At 40.9% G+C, this 22,284-nt stretch carries 19 protein-coding genes, 1 pseudogene and 1 other annotated feature; of the genes and pseudogenes, 1 reads left to right on the top strand and 19 read right to left on the bottom strand.

What is annotated here, in order from left to right:
* Positions 1–142: 142 nt before the first annotated feature.
* Positions 143–523, bottom strand: a pseudogene (locus BAU16_RS06420) (HIT family protein).
* 243 nt (positions 524–766) lie between these two features.
* Between BAU16_RS06420 and BAU16_RS06415 the strand changes: the two are divergent.
* Positions 767–1,381 (top strand): hypothetical protein, encoded by a 615-nt coding sequence (locus tag BAU16_RS06415; RefSeq protein WP_147570594.1) that lies wholly within the window; start codon positions 767–769, stop codon positions 1,379–1,381.
* A 135-nt stretch (positions 1,382–1,516) separates the two neighbouring features.
* On the opposite strand, the gene BAU16_RS06410 is transcribed toward BAU16_RS06415, so the two are convergent.
* The 18 genes from BAU16_RS06410 to BAU16_RS06325 form a co-directional block, all read right to left on the bottom strand.
* On the bottom strand, positions 1,517–2,074 hold the full coding sequence (locus BAU16_RS06410; protein ID WP_137605397.1) for a GNAT family N-acetyltransferase: 558 nt from the start codon (positions 2,072–2,074) through the stop codon (positions 1,517–1,519).
* A gap of 194 nt (positions 2,075–2,268) precedes the next feature.
* On the bottom strand, positions 2,269–2,979 hold the full coding sequence (locus BAU16_RS06405; protein ID WP_137605398.1) for a B3/B4 domain-containing protein: 711 nt from the start codon (positions 2,977–2,979) through the stop codon (positions 2,269–2,271).
* Complete coding sequence (locus tag BAU16_RS06400) at positions 2,976–3,506, bottom strand: GNAT family N-acetyltransferase (protein WP_137605399.1); 531 nt, start codon at positions 3,504–3,506, stop codon at positions 2,976–2,978. The genes BAU16_RS06405 and BAU16_RS06400 overlap by 4 nt, the downstream gene beginning before the upstream one ends.
* Positions 3,507–3,520: 14 nt before the next feature.
* Positions 3,521–3,973 (bottom strand): MarR family winged helix-turn-helix transcriptional regulator, encoded by a 453-nt coding sequence (locus BAU16_RS06395; RefSeq protein WP_161526745.1) that lies wholly within the window; start codon positions 3,971–3,973, stop codon positions 3,521–3,523.
* 192 nt (positions 3,974–4,165) lie between these two features.
* On the bottom strand, positions 4,166–4,435 hold the full coding sequence (locus BAU16_RS06390) for a hypothetical protein (RefSeq protein WP_048604638.1): 270 nt from the start codon (positions 4,433–4,435) through the stop codon (positions 4,166–4,168).
* A 132-nt stretch (positions 4,436–4,567) separates the two neighbouring features.
* A complete protein-coding gene (locus tag BAU16_RS06385; protein ID WP_161526744.1) occupies positions 4,568–4,777 on the bottom strand; it encodes a DUF3955 domain-containing protein in 210 nt (69 codons plus the stop codon).
* 504 nt (positions 4,778–5,281) lie between these two features.
* Entirely contained in the window at positions 5,282–5,491 is a 210-nt protein-coding gene (locus BAU16_RS06380; protein WP_161526743.1) for a hypothetical protein, read from the bottom strand.
* A 40-nt stretch (positions 5,492–5,531) separates the two neighbouring features.
* Positions 5,532–5,978 carry a GNAT family N-acetyltransferase gene (locus BAU16_RS06375; RefSeq protein WP_137605403.1) on the bottom strand — a complete coding sequence of 149 codons (447 nt, stop codon included), beginning with the start codon at positions 5,976–5,978 and terminating at the stop codon, positions 5,532–5,534.
* 19 nt (positions 5,979–5,997) lie between these two features.
* On the bottom strand, positions 5,998–6,555 hold the full coding sequence (locus tag BAU16_RS06370; protein WP_137605404.1) for a GNAT family N-acetyltransferase: 558 nt from the start codon (positions 6,553–6,555) through the stop codon (positions 5,998–6,000).
* A 200-nt stretch (positions 6,556–6,755) separates the two neighbouring features.
* Positions 6,756–8,657 (bottom strand): tRNA uridine-5-carboxymethylaminomethyl(34) synthesis enzyme MnmG, encoded by a 1,902-nt coding sequence (gene mnmG, locus BAU16_RS06365; protein ID WP_137605405.1) that lies wholly within the window; start codon positions 8,655–8,657, stop codon positions 6,756–6,758.
* Positions 8,658–8,707: 50 nt separating this feature from the next.
* Positions 8,708–10,105 carry a tRNA uridine-5-carboxymethylaminomethyl(34) synthesis GTPase MnmE gene (gene mnmE, locus BAU16_RS06360; protein WP_137605406.1) on the bottom strand — a complete coding sequence of 466 codons (1,398 nt, stop codon included), beginning with the start codon at positions 10,103–10,105 and terminating at the stop codon, positions 8,708–8,710.
* A 273-nt stretch (positions 10,106–10,378) separates the two neighbouring features.
* Positions 10,379–11,761 carry a Na+/H+ antiporter NhaC gene (gene nhaC / locus BAU16_RS06355; RefSeq protein ID WP_137605407.1) on the bottom strand — a complete coding sequence of 461 codons (1,383 nt, stop codon included), beginning with the start codon at positions 11,759–11,761 and terminating at the stop codon, positions 10,379–10,381.
* A gap of 71 nt (positions 11,762–11,832) precedes the next feature.
* Positions 11,833–13,275 carry a tyrosine-tyramine antiporter gene (gene tyrP / locus BAU16_RS06350; protein WP_048604632.1) on the bottom strand — a complete coding sequence of 481 codons (1,443 nt, stop codon included), beginning with the start codon at positions 13,273–13,275 and terminating at the stop codon, positions 11,833–11,835.
* A gap of 69 nt (positions 13,276–13,344) precedes the next feature.
* Positions 13,345–15,213 carry a tyrosine decarboxylase gene (gene tdc, locus BAU16_RS06345; protein ID WP_048604631.1) on the bottom strand — a complete coding sequence of 623 codons (1,869 nt, stop codon included), beginning with the start codon at positions 15,211–15,213 and terminating at the stop codon, positions 13,345–13,347.
* Positions 15,214–15,503: 290 nt separating this feature from the next.
* On the bottom strand, positions 15,504–16,760 hold the full coding sequence (gene tyrS, locus BAU16_RS06340) for a tyrosine--tRNA ligase (RefSeq protein WP_161526742.1): 1,257 nt from the start codon (positions 16,758–16,760) through the stop codon (positions 15,504–15,506).
* A gap of 104 nt (positions 16,761–16,864) precedes the next feature.
* Positions 16,865–17,059 (bottom strand) — a binding site (T-box leader).
* 226 nt (positions 17,060–17,285) lie between these two features.
* A complete protein-coding gene (locus tag BAU16_RS06335) occupies positions 17,286–19,139 on the bottom strand; it encodes an ABC transporter ATP-binding protein (protein ID WP_048604629.1) in 1,854 nt (617 codons plus the stop codon).
* A gap of 15 nt (positions 19,140–19,154) precedes the next feature.
* A complete protein-coding gene (locus BAU16_RS06330) occupies positions 19,155–21,560 on the bottom strand; it encodes an ABC transporter ATP-binding protein (RefSeq protein ID WP_161526741.1) in 2,406 nt (801 codons plus the stop codon).
* Positions 21,561–22,013: a MarR family winged helix-turn-helix transcriptional regulator gene (locus BAU16_RS06325; RefSeq protein WP_048604627.1), complete on the bottom strand. Its 453-nt coding sequence runs from the start codon at positions 22,011–22,013 to the stop codon at positions 21,561–21,563. It abuts the gene before it with no gap.
* Positions 22,014–22,284: the final 271 nt, after the last annotated feature.

Below are 22,284 nucleotides of genomic sequence, written 5' to 3'. Positions count from 1 at the left end.
TTGATGTACCTAGTGTACGTCCAAAGAAGTGGAAAGAAATTGATGGCTGTCAAGTTTTCAAAAAATTTGCACAAAAAAACTCCCGCAAAAAGCGAGAGTGATAAACGGAAAGTAACTTAATTTCCCCAAAGAGGGTTGTGAATCAATTATTGTTTCTTCGAAAATCTAATCTGTGATAATTCATTTTCTCTGGAATGACACCTCGTACCCCACCAGCAGGATTCTCTGTATCATCCTTCTATCTAGGAATCAGGTGACAATGAAAAATCGTCTGTCCAGCGACTCCTCCACAATTCAATCCAATATTATATCCTTGTGGAGAATATTGGAAATCTAACACTTTTTTTGCTTCTAACAACAATTCGCTCATATTTTTTCGCTCTTGTGGAGACAGTTGAAAAAAATTTATCCTATGCACTTTAGGGATGATTAATAGATGCCCTAAAGAAACAGGCTTCTTATCATAAAACACAATACAAGTTTCATTCTCTAAAATTACCGAAATTATTGCGGTACAAAAAATACAATCTCACACTTTATCTCACCCATTCATAATTAAAATTTTCAGTAAGTTTTCCCATTTACTCTACTAATTTTTTATCTGATAAAATAATCATACCACCCTAAAAAACGATTACAATCCGTTTATTTCCTATTTTCTAGGTCTTCTTCCCATGCTATACTTCAAGTAATTAATCTATCACAGATAAATCAGATTAGAACGAATGCACGATTTTTTAATAAAAGTTGGGAGACGGGTGATTTCTTGCTTAGTGTATGTTATTTGTTCGGTCAAGCTGCAAAAAGTCTTTTACGAACAAAAGGGATAGTCAGTATTGGAATACTAACAACTTTATTAACTTTTTTTTCCTTTCTTGCTGTTAACGCCAGTTTGTTTCTAAACCATTGGCATGGGGTGATGGTAACAGATTTACAATCAGAAATAGGCTTCGCCCAAACAGCACCCTTGTTGGCATCCACTATTTTTAAAGGAATGGCGTTTATACTCGCTGCAGCTTTATTGTTTGCGACTGTAGGTTATTTGCGACGAACCTTTCTACAATTAGCAATCATGGAAAAGGAAGAATTTTTTACGATGTATCTTCTTGGTCAAAGCATTCCCAGAATCGGTATTGAATTCGGATTGCAGGCTGTTTATGCCACAGTATTTTTCTTTAGTATCGGCATAGGTTGTGCAAATTTTTTGTTTCATCGTTTCTTGATGGATGCTGAAAAATCGGGACTTTTCGCGAATATTATCCCTACTTTCTCTCCTTCTTGGTATAGCTATTTTCTTTTAGTTTTTACAAGTCTGCTTTATATTTTTGCTAGAACCTTTTTAGCTGTAAAAAAACAATTCAATAAAAATACCAAAGAATAATTTTCCACACAAAAACAGCCGGCTGGTTAGACCGACTGCTCTAAAGGGAAGAAATGAAAAAAAGTTTGGGTTATTGGGTTGAATAGACTATAACTGGTGCAACTTAAAACAAGCTTAATGCTATGAGCATAATTTTTATTTTTGTCGGTCTTTTTTCCAATCTTCCCGAGTCAAACGTGTAAAATGTTCTGTACGGGTGGTCGCCAACAAAGGCACCGGAATATCAAAAACCGTGTGGGCGTATGTAAAACCAGCCTTTTCCTGCACTCGTTTTGATTTTTCATTGCCTTCATAATAACCGCACCACATCACAGGAATTGTCAATTCTTCAAAGCCATAGCGCAGAATTTCTGTCATTGCTTCCGGCATCAGCCCTTTCCCCCAAAAGGGAACCCCCAGCCAGTAACCAATTTCTGCATCTGAAGAAGCCATAAAAGGCTGCCGTGCTTGTTCCTTATTCATCATAATACCAATACTTCCGATTACTTCTTCCGGTGCTTCCTTCAAGGCAAGAGCAAAGGTCAGCGGATCAGATAACACTGTTTCAATAATCTCCCGACTATTTTCCACGCTTATATGAGGCGGCCAGCCTGCCATCGGACCCACGCGATTATCTGATGCTAGTTCAAATAATTTGTCTCCATCCGCAGTCGTCCATGGTCGTAAAATCATTCGCTTAGTTTGTAACGCCATTTTTCTTCCTCTTTTCTAATACTATTGAACTTATTGTAGCATAATTTCTTTTTTCTACACCATTTTTAAAAAAGCCCACACAAAAACAGCCGGCTGGTTAGACCGACTGCTCTAAAGGGAAGAAATGAAAAAAGTTTGGGTTATTGGGTTGAATAGACTATAACCGGTGCAACTTAAAACAAGCTTAACCGATTTTATTTTTCTTCAATTGCAAAAACCGGTGCATCAGCAGTCAGTTTTTGTGAGCTCCCGGAAACGCCGAAATAGTTTTCCATCAACCGCTGCATTTCATCCATTGCTTGATTTGCCCGCTGTGCTTGTTCTTCGTTGATGGCTTCAATGACCAACAATGCTTCAGTCGTGTCGTCCGTCAACATGGTTCGTTGGGCTTCCCGCCAATTCAAACAGCGGCATACCGCGCCTTTTTCATCGTAATAAATAATTTCTTCTGGCAACGCCGGCGCATCCACTTCTGCTCCTAAAGGCAAAAAAGTTTCCCCACCGATGGCTTTACCTAAATGCAGGTCACCGGCGATTTTTTTCAGATCTTCCCCGCCACAAGGTACGGCATATTTCAAAGAAATACTGTTGTAAATATCCACCAGCGGATTGATTGGTGAAAATTCATGTCCTTGGTTGACCCGCTTCAAGAGAGCTTCGATGGAGGAACGGGCGCCTTTTTTTGTTTTAAATTGACTGAATGCTTGCCGCCATTGTGCAACAACAGGATTTTGGCTGAAGGTTTCTTCTGTCAAAAAATGTTGCGCTTCTTTGGCACCGTTTTTCAATAGTTCTTCAAAATATGCGTGATTTTCTGGCTGATTTTTTACTCCTTTAAGATGCAGGACGTTGACTTGTGCATCGGGAAAAAGTGTCCAAAATTCTGGTTCTACACTAACTTTCATAGGGATTCCTCCTCGATATTTTTTATCATAATCCAATCTGTCTGTTTGTCATCACCCATATAAAAGGAATGAGCACCAACTTTGGCAAAGCCCATTACCTGATAAAAAGCCTTTGCTGCTTCATTGTGCTCCCACACCCCAAGCCAAACTGTCTGATTGCCTTTGCTTTTTGCCAACTGAATCGCCTGTTTCAGCAAATAACGTCCTAATCCCTGCCTTTTAAAAGACGTACGAATATAAATCCGTTCTACTTCCAAAGCATTCGCGGCAATCGATTCTGTTTGGGCGGTTCCTGTGTTTATTTTTAAATACCCCGCCAACTGTTCCTCAAAAAAAAGAAAATAAAATTCTGAATCCATCTGTTGCAATTCTTCTGTGAGTTTTGCCGAATCGTAGGCTTGCTCTAGATAATCTTGTAGATCTTTGGCAGTATTATATGCGCCAAACGTATCCGTGAAAGTTTCGATACTAAGTTGTTGCAGAGTCGCTAAATCCTCTAATGTACATTTTTTTAGTTGTGTCGTCATTCTTTTGCCTCTTTTCAATACACTCGTTTATGCCCTTTTTTTACCTCGTTCCAATCGGTATCAATATTTTTTCTGACCTTTTCCAAAGTTGCGGCAAAATTTGCCACCTCTTCAGGAGTCAGTCCAGACAAAGCCCGTTGATTGGAATAGGCGTTTTCTTTAAGAATCAGCGGAGCAGTCGCTTTGCCTTTAGCGGTGGGAAAAAGTCGTTTGATTTTACGGTTTTTTTCGTCTTCCCGCTTTTCGATAAAGCCATTTTTCTCCAATTTTTGAATTGCTCGGGCAGTGGTGGTCCGGTCTACTTTGATCCGTTCCGCCAATTTATCTTGAATGATTCCCGGATCTTCAAAAATTCGCACCAAATATAAATACTGTCCTCTTGTCAAATCAAATTCTTTGAATTCGATATTGGCGATTGAATCCAAAGCACGGGCAATTACACCGATATCTCTCAAAACTTCCGTCATCCAGATCCCCTCTTCCTTGTAGAAATAATATACAACATTTTTATTGCATTTGCAACAAAAATATATACAAAAAAACCAGCCGGCTGGTTAGACCGACTGGTTTCTAAAGGGAAGAAATGAAAATGAAAAAGTTTTGGTTATTGGGGTTGAATAGAATATAACGCCGGTGGCTTAACTGAGGCTTAAGAATTTTTAGTGTCGTTTTTTTTCTAATTCTTTCGCCAGTTCTTTTTGTTCTTCGCTAAAGAAATTCGTTGTGCCAAGATTTTCACCCGTCATATCAATGACCCCATTTGCCGCCATCCCGCCTTTATTCAAACCTCCAAGACCCGTATCCACCATCCTATTCCAACCTTTGAGAGGATCTTTGCCTTCTGCCCGCAATTTTGCATTTTTTATCCGCAATTCTTCAGCCTTCTCGCGTTTTTGTTCAGCCAACTGCTTTTTCATTTCCTCCAACATTTTGATGACCTCCCTAATTTTAGTTGAATTTTTTTCAAAAGCTCCACGCATTCTTTATAAGTTATTTTTTTACATTATACAACAAATTTCCACAAATGACAGCCTTTTCAAAACCACTTACTATTAAAAGGCTTAGTGAAATCGCGCCCATCGATTTTTTTGATAGGTGATAATCGCAGAGATACCCGCCACAATCAAGGAAAAATACCCCAATGGAATACAGAAAAATGCGGGTTCGATCAGATACCCCTGTGCATCTATCCGTGAGCCTACTACCGCCGCAACCAAAAAGAAAATGAAGCCAAGTACAGTAAATGTTTTCGTCAACGTATACTTTTTCATACCAATCCCTCCTGTAACAAAAGTACCAGAAAAGAATTAAGAAAAAGTTGAGATGACAAAAATGTTCGTTGGCGATTGTGCAGGTATTAAAAGTGAGGCGTTTCTGCTAAAAAAGATTAGAATCCATTCATCCTGATTCCCAATCTAAAATTATTGCTCATGATAACCAGAAGAGAAAAAGTCCATATAGCATAAAATAACAAAGGTCACTGATTAGCCATGATTTTTTCCCACGGGTTGCTTTGGGAACGAAGTACAAGTCAATCGCAGATAATATCAAGATAACTATAGAAAATGCAATGAGTTGCGAAAAGTTAAAAATGAAAAAAATAGCTGCTATTAGAACAATTGCAATGATAATTGTGATTACATAAATTTTTTGCAGATTCTTGGGTAGTTTATCATAATTACCTAACATAAAAAACCTCCATTATCGAACAACTATTAGTTGTCTAAATAATAGCTAAATCATTGTTATTACGCAAATAAAAACGCTTAATAAAATTAAAGTTTTTCTACCGAAAAAAGAGCTAAAATCAGTAATATCAAAGCAGAAAAATAGAGAATACTCCCGATAGTTTTGCCCGTTTCCTTTGCTTCTTCTCCTGGTGGACTAAAGGTATTGCCCGCCATTAACCGCAGCCACTTGCCCTGCCTGAATTTTTTTCCGACTATGAGAAACAGACCCGCTGTGAAGAGTAGAATTAATGACATTAGGCTTCCTCCTTTTCCTACCGTCTTTTTCCTGATAAACCTATTTTAATTTTTTTTGAAATATTGTTTCTTGGTTTCCATGCATCGTTTTTTCCAAACCTATTTTCTCATAACCGAATTTTTCATACAATCCTTTTTCATCCGATACAAGATAGACCTGTCCAAAACCAATTTTTTTCAAATAGTTCTCAGAAAAAGTGAGGAGCTTTTGCGATAGTCGCTGTCCTCGATAATCTTCAAAGACGAATACATAGCCGATAAAGGGTGTATATTGCTTTGTTTGCAATGAGTCTTGTTTCACCACGGTGCAAAAACCTACTAATTCTCCATGAATTTTACCAACAGTGAGTCCTTCCCATTCGGTAAACGCGGAAGTATTCATTTTTTGATACAAAGATTCCCCGGCTGTCCATGAAATAGTTCTGATGGTATTGGCAAGTGTTGCCCATTCAGAAGAATTTACAGATACGAAATAAAAATCTGTCATTTACGTTTATGTCCCTTTCTTAATCTCCATTTAAATCATATTGTGATAGCTCATCTCGCAAAATTCCATACTTTACTGAGTCGAAATAGTGATTTTTCCAAAAACGAACCTTCCGAATACGACCCTCTTCTCGCATGCCACTTTTTTCACCGGCTTTTTGCATACCGATATTTCCAGACCAAGTTGTAAACCCGATATGCGGCAAATATGGATACATTTCAAAAAGCTGTTGATACCATAAACGAAGGGCAAAATGACCGATTCCTTTCCCCCAATAGTCCGCATCATAGATTGCGATTCCTATCTCTAACCATTGTTTGAGGTTTCCATCTTCCCAATAAGCTGTGACGATTCCGACTATTTTGTTGCCGACCAACATCAGATTTCTGTGTGAATCGTTAACCGCGGTCTTTCCCCAGCCAGTAGTAAATTCTTCCCAAGTTAACACAGAATCTTCAAAATAAGGACCATCAAATTCCATCCATTTCAAATCCGCCTTTGGTCCATAACTGACTTCCCATAGCGGTTTTAAATCCTCAGTGCCTACTTTCTTTAGCCAAATTTTTTTCCATAGCAGCTCCTTCTCTTTGCTAATTTTATTCTACTATAGATTTTCATATTTTCGATAGTTCAATTTTCTTGAAAACAAAAAACTCATCTTTAAAAGGACACAACAGTTACCTGTGAACTTTTAAAGATGAGTTTGTTTATCTTATATAAAATAGGATTGGTAGTCACTTTTAAATGTTTCACATGAAACATCGACATTTCTTACCCTCAAGCCGTTTCCTTCGATACCTTCGCAATCTTCCCTTGTTCGATATACACCATCAAAATACTTAGATCAGCGGGGTTTACGCCGCTGATTCGGCTAGCTTGAGCGATGGTTTCGGGTTGGATCTTTTGTAGTTTTTGTTTGGCTTCTGTCGCTAAGCCGTTGATGGCAGCGTAGTCGATGTTTTCAGGAATTTTTTTGGCTTCCATTCGTTTCAACTTTTCAACTTTTTCCATGGCTTTTTTGATGTAGCCTTCATATTTGATTTGAATTTCGACTTGTTCGACTTCTTTGTGGGTCAATTCATCGTTTTCAGGAACAAATTGCATCAATTCTTGGTAGCTGATTTCTGGTCGGCGCAAAAATTCATTAGCCAACACACCGTCTTTCAGCGGGGCAGATCCTTTGGCTTCAAGAAAAGCTTGAACCTCCGGCGTTGGTTTGATTCGAATGGTTGCTAGACGAGCAATTTCTGCTTCCACAGCGGCTTTTTTCTTCAAATACGTTTGATATTGCGGTTCTCTGACTAACCCGATTCGATGCCCCATTTCTGTTAGACGTAAATCAGCATTGTCATGGCGCAAAATCAAGCGATATTCTGCACGGGAAGTCAATAAACGATACGGTTCATTGGTTCCTTTCGTCACCAAGTCATCAATCATCACACCGATGTAGCCATCGCTGCGCTTTAAAATCATTGGGTCTTTGCCTTGTACCTTCAAACCGGCGTTGATTCCGGCAATCAGACCTTGTCCAGCCGCTTCTTCATAGCCGCTGGTACCATTGGTTTGTCCAGCAGTATAAAGATTTTCAATCAATTTGGTTTCTAATGTTGGGCGTAATTGATGAGGAACCACGACATCATATTCGATGGCATAACCGGTTCGCATCATTTCTACTTTTTCCAATCCGGCGATTGACCGCAACATTTCCACTTGAACATCCTCCGGCATCGAGGTAGAAAGTCCTTGCACATATACTTCTTCCGTATTCAAGCCTTCTGGTTCTAAAAATAACTGATGGCGGGGTTTATCTGCAAAACGGACGATCTTGTCTTCGATGGAAGGGCAGTATCTAGCGCCTACTCCTTCAACGATACCAGTAAACATTGGTGCCCGATGCAAATTGGCTTGGATGATTTCATGGGTTTTTTGCCCGGTATAAGTCAACCAGCAAGGCTCTTGATCGGTTTTGTAGGCACTGTCTGGAGTGCTGTAACTAAAATGATTAGGTTCTTTGTCACCTGGCTGAATCTCGGTCACGCTGTAATCGATCGAGCTGGATTTTACCCGTGGTGGCGTACCCGTTTTAAAACGGGCAATCTCAAAGCCCAATTCCTTCAAACTATTGGCTAAACCAACAGATGGTTGTGAATTATTGGGACCGGAAGAATATTTCAATTCTCCGATAATGATTTCTCCCCGCAAAGCGGTTCCTGCAGTGATTACCACCGCTTTTGCTCCATAACGAGCACCGGTATTGGTGATGACCCCTTTACAGACACCTTCTTCTACGATTAGCTTTTCTGCCATTCCTTGACGTAGCGTCAAATTTTCTTCTTTTTCAATCGTATGTTTCATTTCTGTTGCGTAGGCATGCTTGTCCGCTTGTGCCCGCAATGCGCGAACCGCTGGACCTTTTCCCGTATTCAGCATCCGCATTTGGATATAGGTCTTGTCGATATTTTTACCCATTTCGCCGCCAAGAGCATCGATTTCCCGTACGACGACTCCTTTGGCTGGACCACCGACTGACGGATTGCAGGGCATGAACGCCACCATATCCAAATTGATCGTTAACAGCAAGGTCTTGTTGCCCATGCGCGCATTTGCCAGTGCTGCTTCTGAACCGGCATGTCCAGCACCGACAACGATGACATCATAGGTTTCTGCTTGATATTCCATAAATTTCTTTTGCTCCTTTTTTGGGTGAACTGTTTTATCGTTTTTTGCGACTATTTTCCTAAACAAAATTGACTGAATAATTGGGTAATCAACTCGTCTTGTACACTATCCCCGACGATTTCTCCCAAATAATCCCAACAACGGGTCATGTCGATCTGCACCAAGTCCACCGGCATTCCCAGAGCAATTCCGCTGCTGACTTCGCCAAGAGCTTGACTGGCTTTTTCCAGCAATGCGATATGACGTGTGTTGGAAACATAAGAAGCATCCTTATCCCCGGTCTGTCCGGCAAAAAATAACGAAGCGATGGCTTGCTCTAATTGATCTAAGCCAGTATTTTCAATAACGGAAATGGTCAAGATGGTATCTGATTCTGTATATTTAGCCAATTCCGCAGCATCTAGCTGACTTGGCAAATCGGTTTTATTCAGCAAAATAATGCGTTTGCTTGCTTGCGTCAGTGTCAGTAATTCTCGATCTTCTTTGGTCAGTACCTCGCTTTGATTCAAGACCAATAAAACCAGATCTGCCTCCTTCAAGGCTTTTTTGCTGCGTTCCACTCCGATTTTTTCCACTTGATCTTGTGTCTCACGAATGCCTGCCGTATCCACCAGTTTCAATGGCACACCGCGAACATTAACGTATTCTTCGATGACATCACGGGTCGTTCCTTCAATATCCGTGACGATTGCCTTTTCTTCCTTTAAAAGTAAATTCAATAAACTTGATTTTCCGACGTTCGGTCGACCAATAATAGCTGTGCTGAGTCCCTCCCGCAAAATTTTTCCTTGTTGGGCGGTCACTAATAATTCCTGAATTTGTCCTTGAACTTGAGTTGCTTTTTCCTGTAATAGTTTAGTGGTCAGTTCCTCCACATCATCATATTCGGGATAGTCGATATTTACTTCAACTTGTGCCAAAGTTTCCAGAATTTCCTGCCGCAAAGCTCGAATCAAATGAGAAAGATTGCCATCCAATTGATTCAACGCCAAATTCATTGCTTTATCGGTCTTTGCTCGAATCAGATCCATCACCGCTTCTGCCTGTGACAGGTCGACACGACCATTTAAAAAGGCCCGCTTGGTAAATTCTCCCGGTTCGGCTAACCGAGCACCCTGCCGCAATAAGAGCTGCAACATTTGATTCACCACAACGATTCCGCCGTGACAATTAATCTCAACCACATCTTCTCGCGTAAAGGTTTTGGGTGCCCGCATCACGGAAACCATCACTTCATCTAAAAGCTGGTCATTTTGCGGATCAACGATATGTCCATAATGAATCGTATGCGTTGCCACGTCTTGCAGGTGTTTGCTGCCAGAACGATAGACCTCACCGGCAATCTTGATGGCATCCTCTCCGCTTAAACGTACGATGCTGATAGCACCTTCTCCCGGCGGTGTCGAAATTGCGGCGATCGTATCAAATTCTTTCGTAATTTCAGCCATTTTCTTCTCCTTCGCACAAAAAAAGTGCCTACTCCACCCTTTGAGAAAACAGGGTAGACTCTGCACTTTGACTGCTTGTCTGATTAAATTCTGGTCATAGATTAGCATAATTTCAAGGGTTATGCAAGTTTGTCGAAAAAAATTGCATCATTCTTTATTTCTTAGTTTATTCCTTTATTATAGAAGCTTTCTGTATCCTTATGTACAACAATCAGCTTTTGCAGTCAAACTGACGGAAACAAAAGCTGATTGTTTCTTTACTTTATTGGCTTCCTATTTCCCCACCATATGAGGATTGGTTCGCCGTTGATTTAACAAAAATCCAGTAAATATAGTCAAAATTGGTGCCAGTAATGGGAAAAATGCAAAAGGCAGGTACTGAACCGCACCAACTTTCAACGTGCCCATAATAAAGGTTCCACTGACTCCCCACGGAATCAGGGCGTTAACTGCCGCTCCCGCATCCGCAATGGTTCGGGACAGATATTTCCCCTCCAGATCGGCTTCTTCAAAAGAATGCTTGAACGTTTCTCCCGGCAAAATAATCGACAAATATTGTTCACCGACGATTACATTGATACCGATACTGCTGATAGCAGTAAACCCAATCAAACGAGAAGGACGATCCATCGCTTTTTTTAATTTATCAATAAGTGTCGCTACGATTTGATATTCCAACAACAAACCGCCTAAAGCCAGCGCCAAAAGAATCAAACTGACGGAACTGAGCATGCTGACGATACCACCACGGGAAAACAACGCATCCAGCTTGGCATCTGACGTATGGGCGATAAATCCATTCATCAAAATATTGGCTGTTTTAGTAACCGTGAGTTGCGGATTGTGAATAAAAGATAATACCACCGCTGAAGTCGATCCCAACAACAATGTAGGAATTGCGGGAATTTTTTTGATTGCTCCAAAAAATAAAATCAGCAGTGGAATCATCGTCCATGGTGAAATCCAGAAATTAGTCTGAATCGTGTGGATCATCTGATCTACACTTGCCAAATTGGCTGTATGGCTAGTGTGTCCTAAGACTATATAAAGGACCACACTCAAAAGAAACGCTGGCAAATCAGTAAACCGCATATTTGCGATATGTTCAAATAAATTGACGTGACCGATTCCGGCAGCCAAGTTGGTGGTATCTGACAATGGAGAAACATTATTTCCTAAAAAAGCACCGGAAACAATCGCTCCTGCTGTCAGCGCATCATTGAACCCCAGAATGTGTCCAATCCCCAAAAAAGCAATGCCGATGGTAGAAATCGTTGTAAAGGAGCTGCCGACAGTGACGCCCACAATTCCGCAAACAACAAAGACTGTTGGGATAAAGAAACGTACAGAGATCAATTGAAAACCGTAGACCATAATCGTTGGGATTGTTCCAGCTAAAATCCAAGAAGCTACTAACACACCGATTAACATAAAGATAATGATGGGAATGATTCCCGGCGTGATTCCTTTCGTAATTCCCCCATGAATCTCATCCCAACTATACCCGCGAAACCGTCCGTAAAATAACAACAACATGAAAACGACCAAAATCGGGATATGGGGAGTCAGATGAAAGCCGATAATAGAAATACCTAGTATAGCCAGCATTAAGAAAAGCAAAATAACGCTCTCTTTGATGGTATGATTCTTTTTCAATTTGATGTCCTCCTTCCATTGAAAACGACAAGGCCGCTGAACTTTTTTCAAGCAGGACCTTGTCGTATTTTTTAGTGACTATGAGAAACCTTTGAGTAATCCTCTGTCGATTTTTCTACATCGGATTGCCAAGACTGTTTCTTGAAGCCGTTGATTATCAATGGAATAACGAACATCACGATGGCAATGATCGCAACCAGTAAAGCATTTTGCAGTGTCGCTGTGCCTAACGTTGCAAAAGCGACTACCACGATTGAAAAGAGCAGCATACAGCTGACGATCCACGCCATCGTATTGCCGGTTTTACCGATACGATAAGGACGAGCCAAATCTGGTTGTTGACGGCGCATTTCCAGTAATGAAATGGCAATCAAAACATACACGATACAATAAATGATGGTGGTGGCATTGGTCAATGTCAGAAAAACTTCGCTGACATCATCCATTACTCCATAAAGCAGTGCAAACAACGAAATTACAACAGATTGCGTCAATACGACATTTTTTGATACGCCATATTTGTTTTCTTTATGAAAGCCGAATTTAGGTGGTAAAAAGCCTTCTCGTGCCACTTGGATGATGGTTTTTGATGGACCTGTGACCCATGCAGAGAGTTGTAGCAAAACACCAAGAAAGACCATGAAACTAAAAATATTGCCGATAATCGTTGGCAAACCTAAAATTTTACAATAAATCAAGATGGGTTGCGTAATATTTGCTAGTTCCATTTTGCCATTTGGTACGACATTTGCTACTAGCAAAGCATTGATCACATTCAACAATACCAAACCGATTAAAGCGGCAAAAACGCCCTTCGTGTAGTTTTTCGTGGAATCTTTTAATCTTGGCATATAGACCGAGCTCATTTCGATTCCGACAAAAATAAAGGTGATACCGGCTAAATATTTCAATGAATCCATATGTTGTAAATCTGGAAGAACCTTCGACCAAGAAAATGCGCCAAGATAACCGTTAGAAACCAGACCTACTTTAAATGCGGAGAACAGACCGAGAATAAACATTACTGCAACTGGAATATAAACCCCCAGCCAAACACCAATATTCCCGCCGACTTTTGCCATATCAAATTTTAAATTCAGTACTGTAATAATCCAATAAATAACTAGAATACTTGCTAAAACAAACCAATGATTGTTTCCAAGTTCTTGGTTGCCGATTGTATTGCCCAGCAAAGGGCCTAATGTTGAAGCGACCATGACCATTCCGGGGAACATTTGCACCCAAAGCAACCATGCAACAACAAATCCCCATTTGCTGCCTAATGCTGTTTTCACCCACAATTGTGGACCACCTTCTTGTGGCAGCATCGTAGAAAGTTCGCCGGAAATCATGGAGATAGGACCAGCAAAAAATAACACAGCAAAAATAGAGTAGAAAATCAATGTCCACCCGACTGCTGCGAGAGTCGGTATACTGCGGACTGTTGCACATAAGGCCATCGTTAACCCGATAAAGGTACCTAGACCGATTTTATTGATAGATGATTGACTCACTGTTGACATCCTCCTAGAAAATAGGAGGCTGCAGCCAGTGAAGAAAAACTGGTTGCAGCCTCGAATTAGTTATTTTACAGCTAATAATTCGTCTGCGTAAATTTTTTCCAGTTTTTCTTGAAGAGCCGCTTTGATTTTGCCGGCGTATTCCTCAAAATTTTCGGCTTGGTTCATGTAAGGTGTCATCACGCTGGCCCGTAAAACCGTTACTTTGCCGGCGCGCTTCCATTCTGCATCTGAAAAACCAAGCTGATTCACAAATTTCAATGGGCTATCGCCATAATCAGGAATCGCAAAATCAGTATGTGAAGTCAAAAATTCATTGCCATAAATACTTCCTTTGACGTAGGAAGAATAATCATAGATATCATGATTTAGTTTGTTCATCGCTTCTAAATCGTCCACGCCTTTTTCTTTAAAGACATAATCCACCATGTTGAAATCAGGATACGTCAACGGATGAACTTCGATTTCTTTATCCCCAACTGTAAAGGACAGGTTATTCAAGAAATTGAAGAAACGATGTGCGCCTTCGATGGAAGCTCCCATCAGTTTGCCATACCCATGAATGTTCAATGGCAATACATGATGCGCCGCCCAAACGCTGGCAGCCGTTGCACCGGCTTTTGATCCTTCCAAAATATAGGCACCTAAAAGAGCAGGAATGTCTGCGCCTTTTTCAAAGACATAGGTTGCAAAATACGAAATAACATCCCGCATCCGGATATCTTGAATCACGATACCACCGGCTGAATAAGGAACGTACCCCATTTTATGGGGATCGATTGTTACAGATTCTGCTTCTTCAATGGCTTTGTAGGCTTCATATACTTCTTTCAAGATATAATTTTTATTTTCAGTGAAGACGCCATTTTGATAATGAACATCTTTTAATTCTTCAAATGGGATAAAGTCATTGTTTTCATCCAAGAAAATTGCCCGACCATAGCCGCCGTATGCTGCATCAACATGCAAATAGAAGTAAAGTCCTTCTTTTTCAAGAGCATGGCGCAAAGCAACAATTTTGTCGATGCCGTCAATGGCCCCTTCTTCGGTAGAACCAACCACACCAACCACACCTAAAATCGGTGTTTTTTCTGCGGTCAGTTGACGGATGATTCGTTCCAGCTCATGGATATCCATCCGGTAATTGTGATCCACAGGAACCGGAATGACTTGATCTAATCCAACACCGATAATATCGGCGGCCTTCAACCAAGAATAGTGCTTGGTTTGTGGAACCAGCCATTTTCCTAATTTTTCTAAATGTTTGCCGCTGCGGGCAGAATGAGCTTTGATCTCATCGATTTTTTCTGGAACAGAATCTAATAAATCCATGATTTTTCTGGTAGGCATATTCAGCAATTCCCAATCGCTTTTGCCAGAAACAAGTTCTGGTGCGACTTCTTTCATCGCAAGCGGTAAGGATTTGATATTGCGGGCGTACCATAAGCCTTCTAAATTGGCTAATGAACCATCGGCAACGATGTGTCCCCAACCATTTTTGTAGCTCATCAAATGAGCAAATTCATGGCCGACTTCTTCTTCCATTTGACTCGTTGCAGGAGAAGATTCGTAAGCGACGTTGTTCCCGTTCCATAGCATCGCGAAGTTGTATGCTAGTAACGATGGCATCAAGGTTTCTGAATTCATGTGTCCCCAGTAACGCCCTGCATTATGCCATGGAACTGAGTGCGTCCGCATCCGCATGGAAATTTCGGATAGAACGTCTTTCATTTGGTTCACAGTGTTTTCGTAACTCTTTGAACTTTTTTCCTCTGGTGTGATGATGGGCATATCTTGTGGCATGTAATTTTGACGCCATCCGAGATGCTCATCCACCAATTCATTCAACAAAGCTTTATAGAGTTGGCCGTTCTCAGCTTTGTCACCAATGAATAGTGCGTGCAAGTTTAGATCATTTGACTTATCAGTCATAATGAACCACTCCTAAAAAAATATTTTAAATTTTGTCGTTGCCTAGATTACACCTGTTATGGAGGACTGTAAACCAAAATCCGAACATTAATCTCATTATATTTTAATTTTAAGCTATTTTCTCAATTGTACCTACAATTATGAAAAATTAAAAAGGGAGGAAATTTGCAGATGCAAATTTCCTCCCAAGTTTGTATTAACGACGATCGCCGCTCTTTTTTTAGGATGGGTTCCTATATGGGAATTCTTTCATTCTCTCCCAGTTTCTCATGGGAAAAAATTACTAAATTCTAATCCACTACTTCGGCCAAAAAGTAGTTTTTCTTTCCTTTACGGATGACCACAAACTTTCCATCAAAGTGTTCTGATGGATCGATGACAAAATCTAAATCGGCAATACGATCGCCGTTAATACTAATAGCTCCGTTTGAAACATCTTCTCGTGCTTGACGTTTCGATGGTTCGATCTTCGTAGCGACTAAAAGCTCCACGATGTTTTCTGGTGTGCTGGAGATGTCAACTTTTGGCATTTTGCCAAAACCTTGCGCGATTTCTTGCGCATTCAACTCTTTGATATCCCCTGAGAACAAAGCTTTCGTGATTTTTTGAGCTTCTTGCAAGTCTTCTTCACTATGGACAAAACGAGTGACTTCTTCTGCCAAACGTCGTTGTGCTTCCCGTTTTTCAGGGGCAGTTTCGACTTTTTTCGCTAACTCATTGATTTCTTCTTGAGACAGGAAGGTAAAGAATTTCAAGTATTTCACAACATCCCGGTCATCTTGGTTCAACCAGAATTGGTAAAATTCAAAAGGTGATGTCTTGTTGGCATCCAGCCAAACCGCACCGCCGGCAGTTTTGCCGAATTTTGTGCCGTCTGCTTTTAACATTAATGGAATCGTCAATCCAAAAGCTTCTGCTTCTGGGCCTTCGATTTTTCGAATCAAGTCCAAGCCGGCGGTAATATTCCCCCATTGATCTGCGCCACCGATTTGCAGTTGGACGTCAAAGGTCTTATGCAAATGTAAAAAGTCGATGGATTGCAGGATTTGGTAAGTAAATTCTGTAAAGGAAATACCGACTTCTAACCGGCTGGCAACGATATCTTTTGCCAACATCGTATTGACGTTGAAGCTTTTTCCGTAATCTCGTAAAAATTCCAACAAGGAGATTTTTGACAACCAATCGTAATTGTTAACGAAGCTGATTGTCGCATCTTTCCCAAATAATTTGCGCATTTGAGCAGTCAGTGCATCAACATTGTGTTGGACTTGTTCCATGGTTTGCAACACCCGTTCGGTCTTCCGTCCGCTGGGATCGCCAATCGTTCCGGTTCCTCCACCAATCAAAATATACGGATGGTGGCCCGCCAATTGAAATCTTTTCATCATCATGAACGGGATTAAATGCCCGATATGCATGGAATCGCCTGTTGGATCAACACCGCAATAAAGTGAAATGCTCTTTTCGTTAACGAGCTTGCGAAGACCTTCTTCATTGGTTTGTTGATTGATGGCATCACGCCATGTTAATTCATTAATAATATTCATTTTATTGACCTCCATCTTTTTTTTGAAAGCAGAAACCTGCTAACTGACAAGTAGTGATTGTGGTGATTACCGGAAAATAAAAAAAATCCCTTAGCTGTTTTCAGCTAAGGGACGATTCTACGTGGTACCACCCAAATTCGTATGCACATGCATACCTCAAACATATAACGCTGTCGCGTGGCATTTTTGCCATAGACTCGCAAAATGTACTTCGTTTTAAAGCATGTGCTAGTTCGCAGCCCCACTAGCTCTCTGAAACATTGGCTTTATCCCTACTTCGTTTTGGTCATTGTCGTTTTCAATAATTACTATACCAGTATCATAGGACCCAACTTTTTCTTTGTCAACCGTAAATTTTTTAAATTTTCATTTCTCCTTGGGATTTTTTGAATAAAAATACTACTCTGACAAGGAGAAAAGCCGGTAAAAAAATTTTTTTCGTTTGTTATGATTTTATTAAAATAACAAATTACCAAATAGCTGTGGGCATAAAAAGGACATTGAGAAAACTCAATGTCCTTTTTATTAGACTGCTGCCACAGTTTCAAATTGTGAATTGTAAAGGGAAGCATAGTAGCCGCCTTTTTCGAGCAATTCTTCGTGGGTTCCTTGTTCTTTGATATCTCCGTCTTGCATGTAGAGGATCTTATCGGCATCTTTGATGGTGGACAACCGGTGAGCGATGACAAAGGAGGTTCTTCCTTGCATCAGGTTGTTCATTGCCGCTTGGATCAATTCTTCCGTACGGGTATCAACAGAAGATGTTGCTTCATCCAAAATCAAAATGGGTTTGTCTGCCAAAATCGCCCGGGCGATGGTCAGCAATTGTTTTTGTCCTTGAGAGATGTTGGAGGATTCTTCGTTCAACACCATGTTATAGCCACCAGGTAACGTCTTGATAAAGTGATCCACATGGGCTGCTTTTGCCGCCGCGTAAACTTCTTCATCCGTCGCATCCAAACGACCATACCGCAGATTATCCATGATTGTTCCTTTGAACAACCAAGTGTCCTGCAAGACCATTCCGATATTTTCCCGTAAGTCAGCACGGTTAAATTTGCGGATATCATGACCATCAATTTCGATTGCACCAGAATTCACGTCATAAAAACGCATCAACAGTTTCACCATCGTTGTTTTTCCGGCACCTGTCGGACCAACGATTGCAACGGTTTGTCCTGGGTCCACATGGGAAGTAAAGTCATTGATGATGATTTTATCCGGTGTATAGCCGAAATGAACGTGATCGAAATCTACCATTCCTTTGGCTTTCCCGATCTTCACTGGGTTTTCAACCGTTTGATCTTCTTCCTCTTCTTCCAAGAATTCAAAGACCCGTTCTGCTGCTGCTGCCATGGATTGCAGCATATTAGAAACTTGTGCCAATTGTGCGATTGGTTGTGTCAAATTCCGCACATATTGGATAAAGGCTTGGATATCTCCGACTGTGATCGTGCCATTGTAAGCCAAGACTCCACCGATGATCGCTACTGCCACGTAACCTAAATTACCGACAAAGTTCATGATTGGCTGCATCAAACCAGACAGAAATTGGGATTTCCATGCCGATTTGAACAAAACATCATTTTGCGCTTTAAAATCTTGCAGCGCATTTTCTTCATCATTGAATAAACGGACGATATTGTGTCCGCCGATTGTTTCTTCCACCTGCCCATTAATAACACCTAAGTATTCTTGTTGGGTTTGGAAATGCTTTTGTGATCTCTTGACAACAAACGCAATTAACAGAATCGAAAGAGGTACAATCAATACAGCAATCCCTGTCATCGGTACTGAGATCGACAACATCATTACGATAACTCCAATCACGGTAAAGACAGAAGTAATCAGTTGGGTGATGGATTGATTCAAGCTTTGTCCCAGTGTATCTACGTCATTGGTGATCCGTGACAGGACATCTCCCACCGTCCGGCTTTCGAAATAATTCATTGGCATCCGATTGATTTTTTCTGAAATTTCTTTCCGCATCCGGTACGTAATTTTTTGGGAAACGGTGGACATAATCCATCCTTGAATAATCCCAAAAAGTGATGCAACAAGATACAAACCTAACATAAATAACAGAATGCCACCAATTTTTTCAAAATCAATGCCGCCGGTTCCTTGATATTTTTCAAGCAATCCGTTGAACAATTCAGTAATTGCTCGGGATAAAATTTTCGGTCCCCAAATATTGAAGATCGTTGACGCGATCGCAAAGACGATAACGAAAAAGACCGCGATTTTATAAGCGCCGATATACGACACTAATTTTTTCAATGTTCCTTTGAAGTCTTTGGCTTTTTGCCCGCCGCCCATATGACCGCCAGGACCGCCGAAACCGCCGCCGCGAGGGCGATTGTTTGTTTTTTCACTCATTGTTTTCGCTCCTCCCTATTCAGCTTCTTCTATGCCTAATTCTGAATTGCTCAATTGTGATTGAGCGATTTCTTGATAGACATGGGATGTTTTGATCAGTTCTTCGTGGGTTCCTTGTGCGACTGCACGTCCTTCTTCTAACACGATAATATTGTCAGCATGAAGAATCGTTGAAATCTTTTGTGCAACAATGATTTGTGTTGCTCCGTGAATATTTTCAGACAAAGCTTTTCGCAGTGCCACGTCGGTTTTATTATCCAAAGCAGAGAAGGAATCATCAAAAATCAAGATTTTTGGATTCTTCGCTAATGCCCGTGCAATGGAAAGCCGTTGTTTCTGTCCGCCGGAAACATTTGAACCACCTTGTGAAATAGCACGTTCATAGCCGGTTTCGTTGCCATTGATAAACTCCGTTGCTTGGGCAATTTCTGCTGCTTTTTTCATTTGTTCATCAGAGATTTCTGCATCACCAAATTTGATGTTGGATTCGATATCCCCAGAGAATAAGATTCCTTTTTGTGGGACAAACCCAATCAGTTCATGCAATTTATGCAAGTATAAGTCGCGAATGTCGATTCCATCGATGGTGATTCGTCCACCTGTCACATCGAATAAACGAGGAATCAAGTTGATGACTGTTGATTTTCCTGAACCAGTAGACCCGATGATTGCGGTAGTTTCTCCCGGTTTAGCGGTGAAATTGATATGATGAAGCACATCTTCGTCCGCATCGCTATAACGGAATTCAACGCCTTCAAATTTCACTTCCCCCTTAAACTCAACGTCATTGTCTTTCACAGTTGGTTTGTCTGTAATGCTAGGTTCAGTTTTCAATACTTCATCTACCCGTCCAGCAGCAACGTTGGCACGAGGCAAAATGATTGAGACCATTGAAAGCATCATAAAGGCCATGACAATTAACATCGTATAGGTAATGAAGGCCATCATATCACCGACTTGCAGTTGACCATCGTTCATGTTGTGACCACCGACCCAAACGATCAATACAGAGATACCATTCATCAATAACATCATGACTGGCATCATGATTGACATTGCCCGGTTGACAAACAATTGGGTCTTCATCAAATCTGTATTGGCATTGTCAAACCGTTTTTCTTCAAATTTTTCCCGTGAAAAGGCGCGGATAACAGAAAGTCCGGTCAAAATTTCCCGTGAAACCAAGTTCACTCGGTCCACTAAATTTTGCAGGGCTTTGAATTTCGGCATGGTGAAGGCTAACAAAGTCACGACTAAAAATAAAACTGCCCCCACTGCAACGCCAACGATCCAGCCCATGCCGGTTCCCGTTTTGGCTACTTGATACACACCGCCGATTCCTAAGATTGGTGCATATAAAACCATCCGGATAATCATCACAATCCCCATCTGGATTTGTTGGATATCGTTGGTGTTTCGGGTAATCAAGGAAGCAGGCGAGAATTTTTCCATTTCATTATTGGAAAATTGCAACGTCCGTTCGTATTGTGCGACCCGTAAATTTCTACCGACAGATGCGGCTACCATAGAAGCAATCCATCCAACAATTACTGCGGCTGCCGCAGATAAGAAAGTCAAACCGACCATTTTACCACCGGTTTTGATCATGTAATTGGTTTGGATTTGTTGGGTGTCCATCTTCAAGGCTTTGTATTCTGCCAGAACGAATTGGATCCCAACGGTTTTCATAGAATCTTCTCCAAGATCCCCCATGGCTTTTTGTGTTGCTTTTCGAGCAGCAATGACTTTGTCCGGCATTGCATCAGCAGCTGTTTTCGCTTCTTCTGCAACTTCTTGTGCCTGTGTACCTTTTTCTTGGGCTTGCGCGGCTAAATCTTGTGCTTCTTGACTTTTTGCCTGTGCCTCAGCAGCAGTTTGTGCGGCCACTTGCGGGTCGGTTGCGCTGGCAGCCTCGGTTCCAAGTTTTTGAGCTTCTTCTCCGGCAGTTTTCGCTTGTTCACCGAGAGTTTTTGCTTCTTCTCCTAATTTTTCTGCTTCTGTTCCTTGTTCACTGAGTTTGGTATACGCCTCAATGATTGCCTTTGCTTCTGTGCTTTCTTCTCCTTTTGTTTGGGAAGCAGCCAACATCATCATCGGCAGTTCAAAAATTTTAGAAAGTTTTTCTTTCGTTACCCCGTCTTGAAGATCCAAGGTATAAATTTTTCCATCTTTTGAAAGTTTGTAGTTTTCTTCAATTGTTTTCTTTTCCGCAGCAGTCATAAACATTTCGACTGCTTGAAGGGATTCTTTGCGGATTTTTTTCGGTGTCGCTGTTTCGATCCCTCCTTGTTGAATACCGACATCAACGATATCAGAGGTTAGATTTGGTAAATTCAAATCACTGTTTGCCTGCACGATTAACAGGACAAGCACGGCGAGAATGGCATACCAGTATTTGCCAAGATGTTTAAAGATCTTCATTTAGGTGTCACTTCCTCTTTCTGTTTCATTGTGCATTTCGTGGGAGTATTTCATAAATTTCACGATCAATTCGAGAAATTTCTCGGTATCGTCTTTTCCCATTTTTTGAAAGACACAAACGATTTTTTCTTGCATTTTTTTCTTTTCAGCTTCAGCGGCTTCCTCGCCTGATTTGGTTAGCGTCACTTGGATTCGGCGACGATCATCCGGGTCCATTGTGCGCTGGATCTTCCCTTTTTTCTCAAGGCTTCCCAATAAAGCGGCGATTCTTGCGCTAGAAACATTTAACGCACCAGCCAAATGTTTAGGACTGACGGCCCGATTTTCATGACCAAGATACTTGATCACAACCGTTTCACCACGATTGCTTTTTTCCATCTCACTGAATGCACCATGACGGTTTCGCACCATCAACTGCTCTAATTTTCGTTGCGCTTCCTCAGCGTAGGACATGATTTTCCTCCTTCACGATTAATTAACACTATTAATCACTAACACTATTAATCACTAACACTATTAATCACTAACACTATTAGTGAATTTCGCTTTGCTATAATAAGCCTATTTTTTTCTGATGTCAACCGATTAAAACCGTGATTTCGCTTACAGTTTTACTTTTTTTATTCCACCCTTCTATGGATGAAAAAATTCCCTTAGCGTGTGATAAAGATACCTTTTTCCTTTTGCAGATTTCGATGCTATACTGACAAAAAAAGAACCGTTT

Origin of the sequence: Enterococcus sp. JM9B (assembly GCF_009933265.1) — a bacterium.
GTDB classification, from domain to species: Bacteria; Bacillota; Bacilli; order Lactobacillales; family Enterococcaceae; genus Enterococcus_C; species Enterococcus_C songbeiensis.
This window is presented reverse-complemented; position numbering and strand designations above follow the sequence as displayed.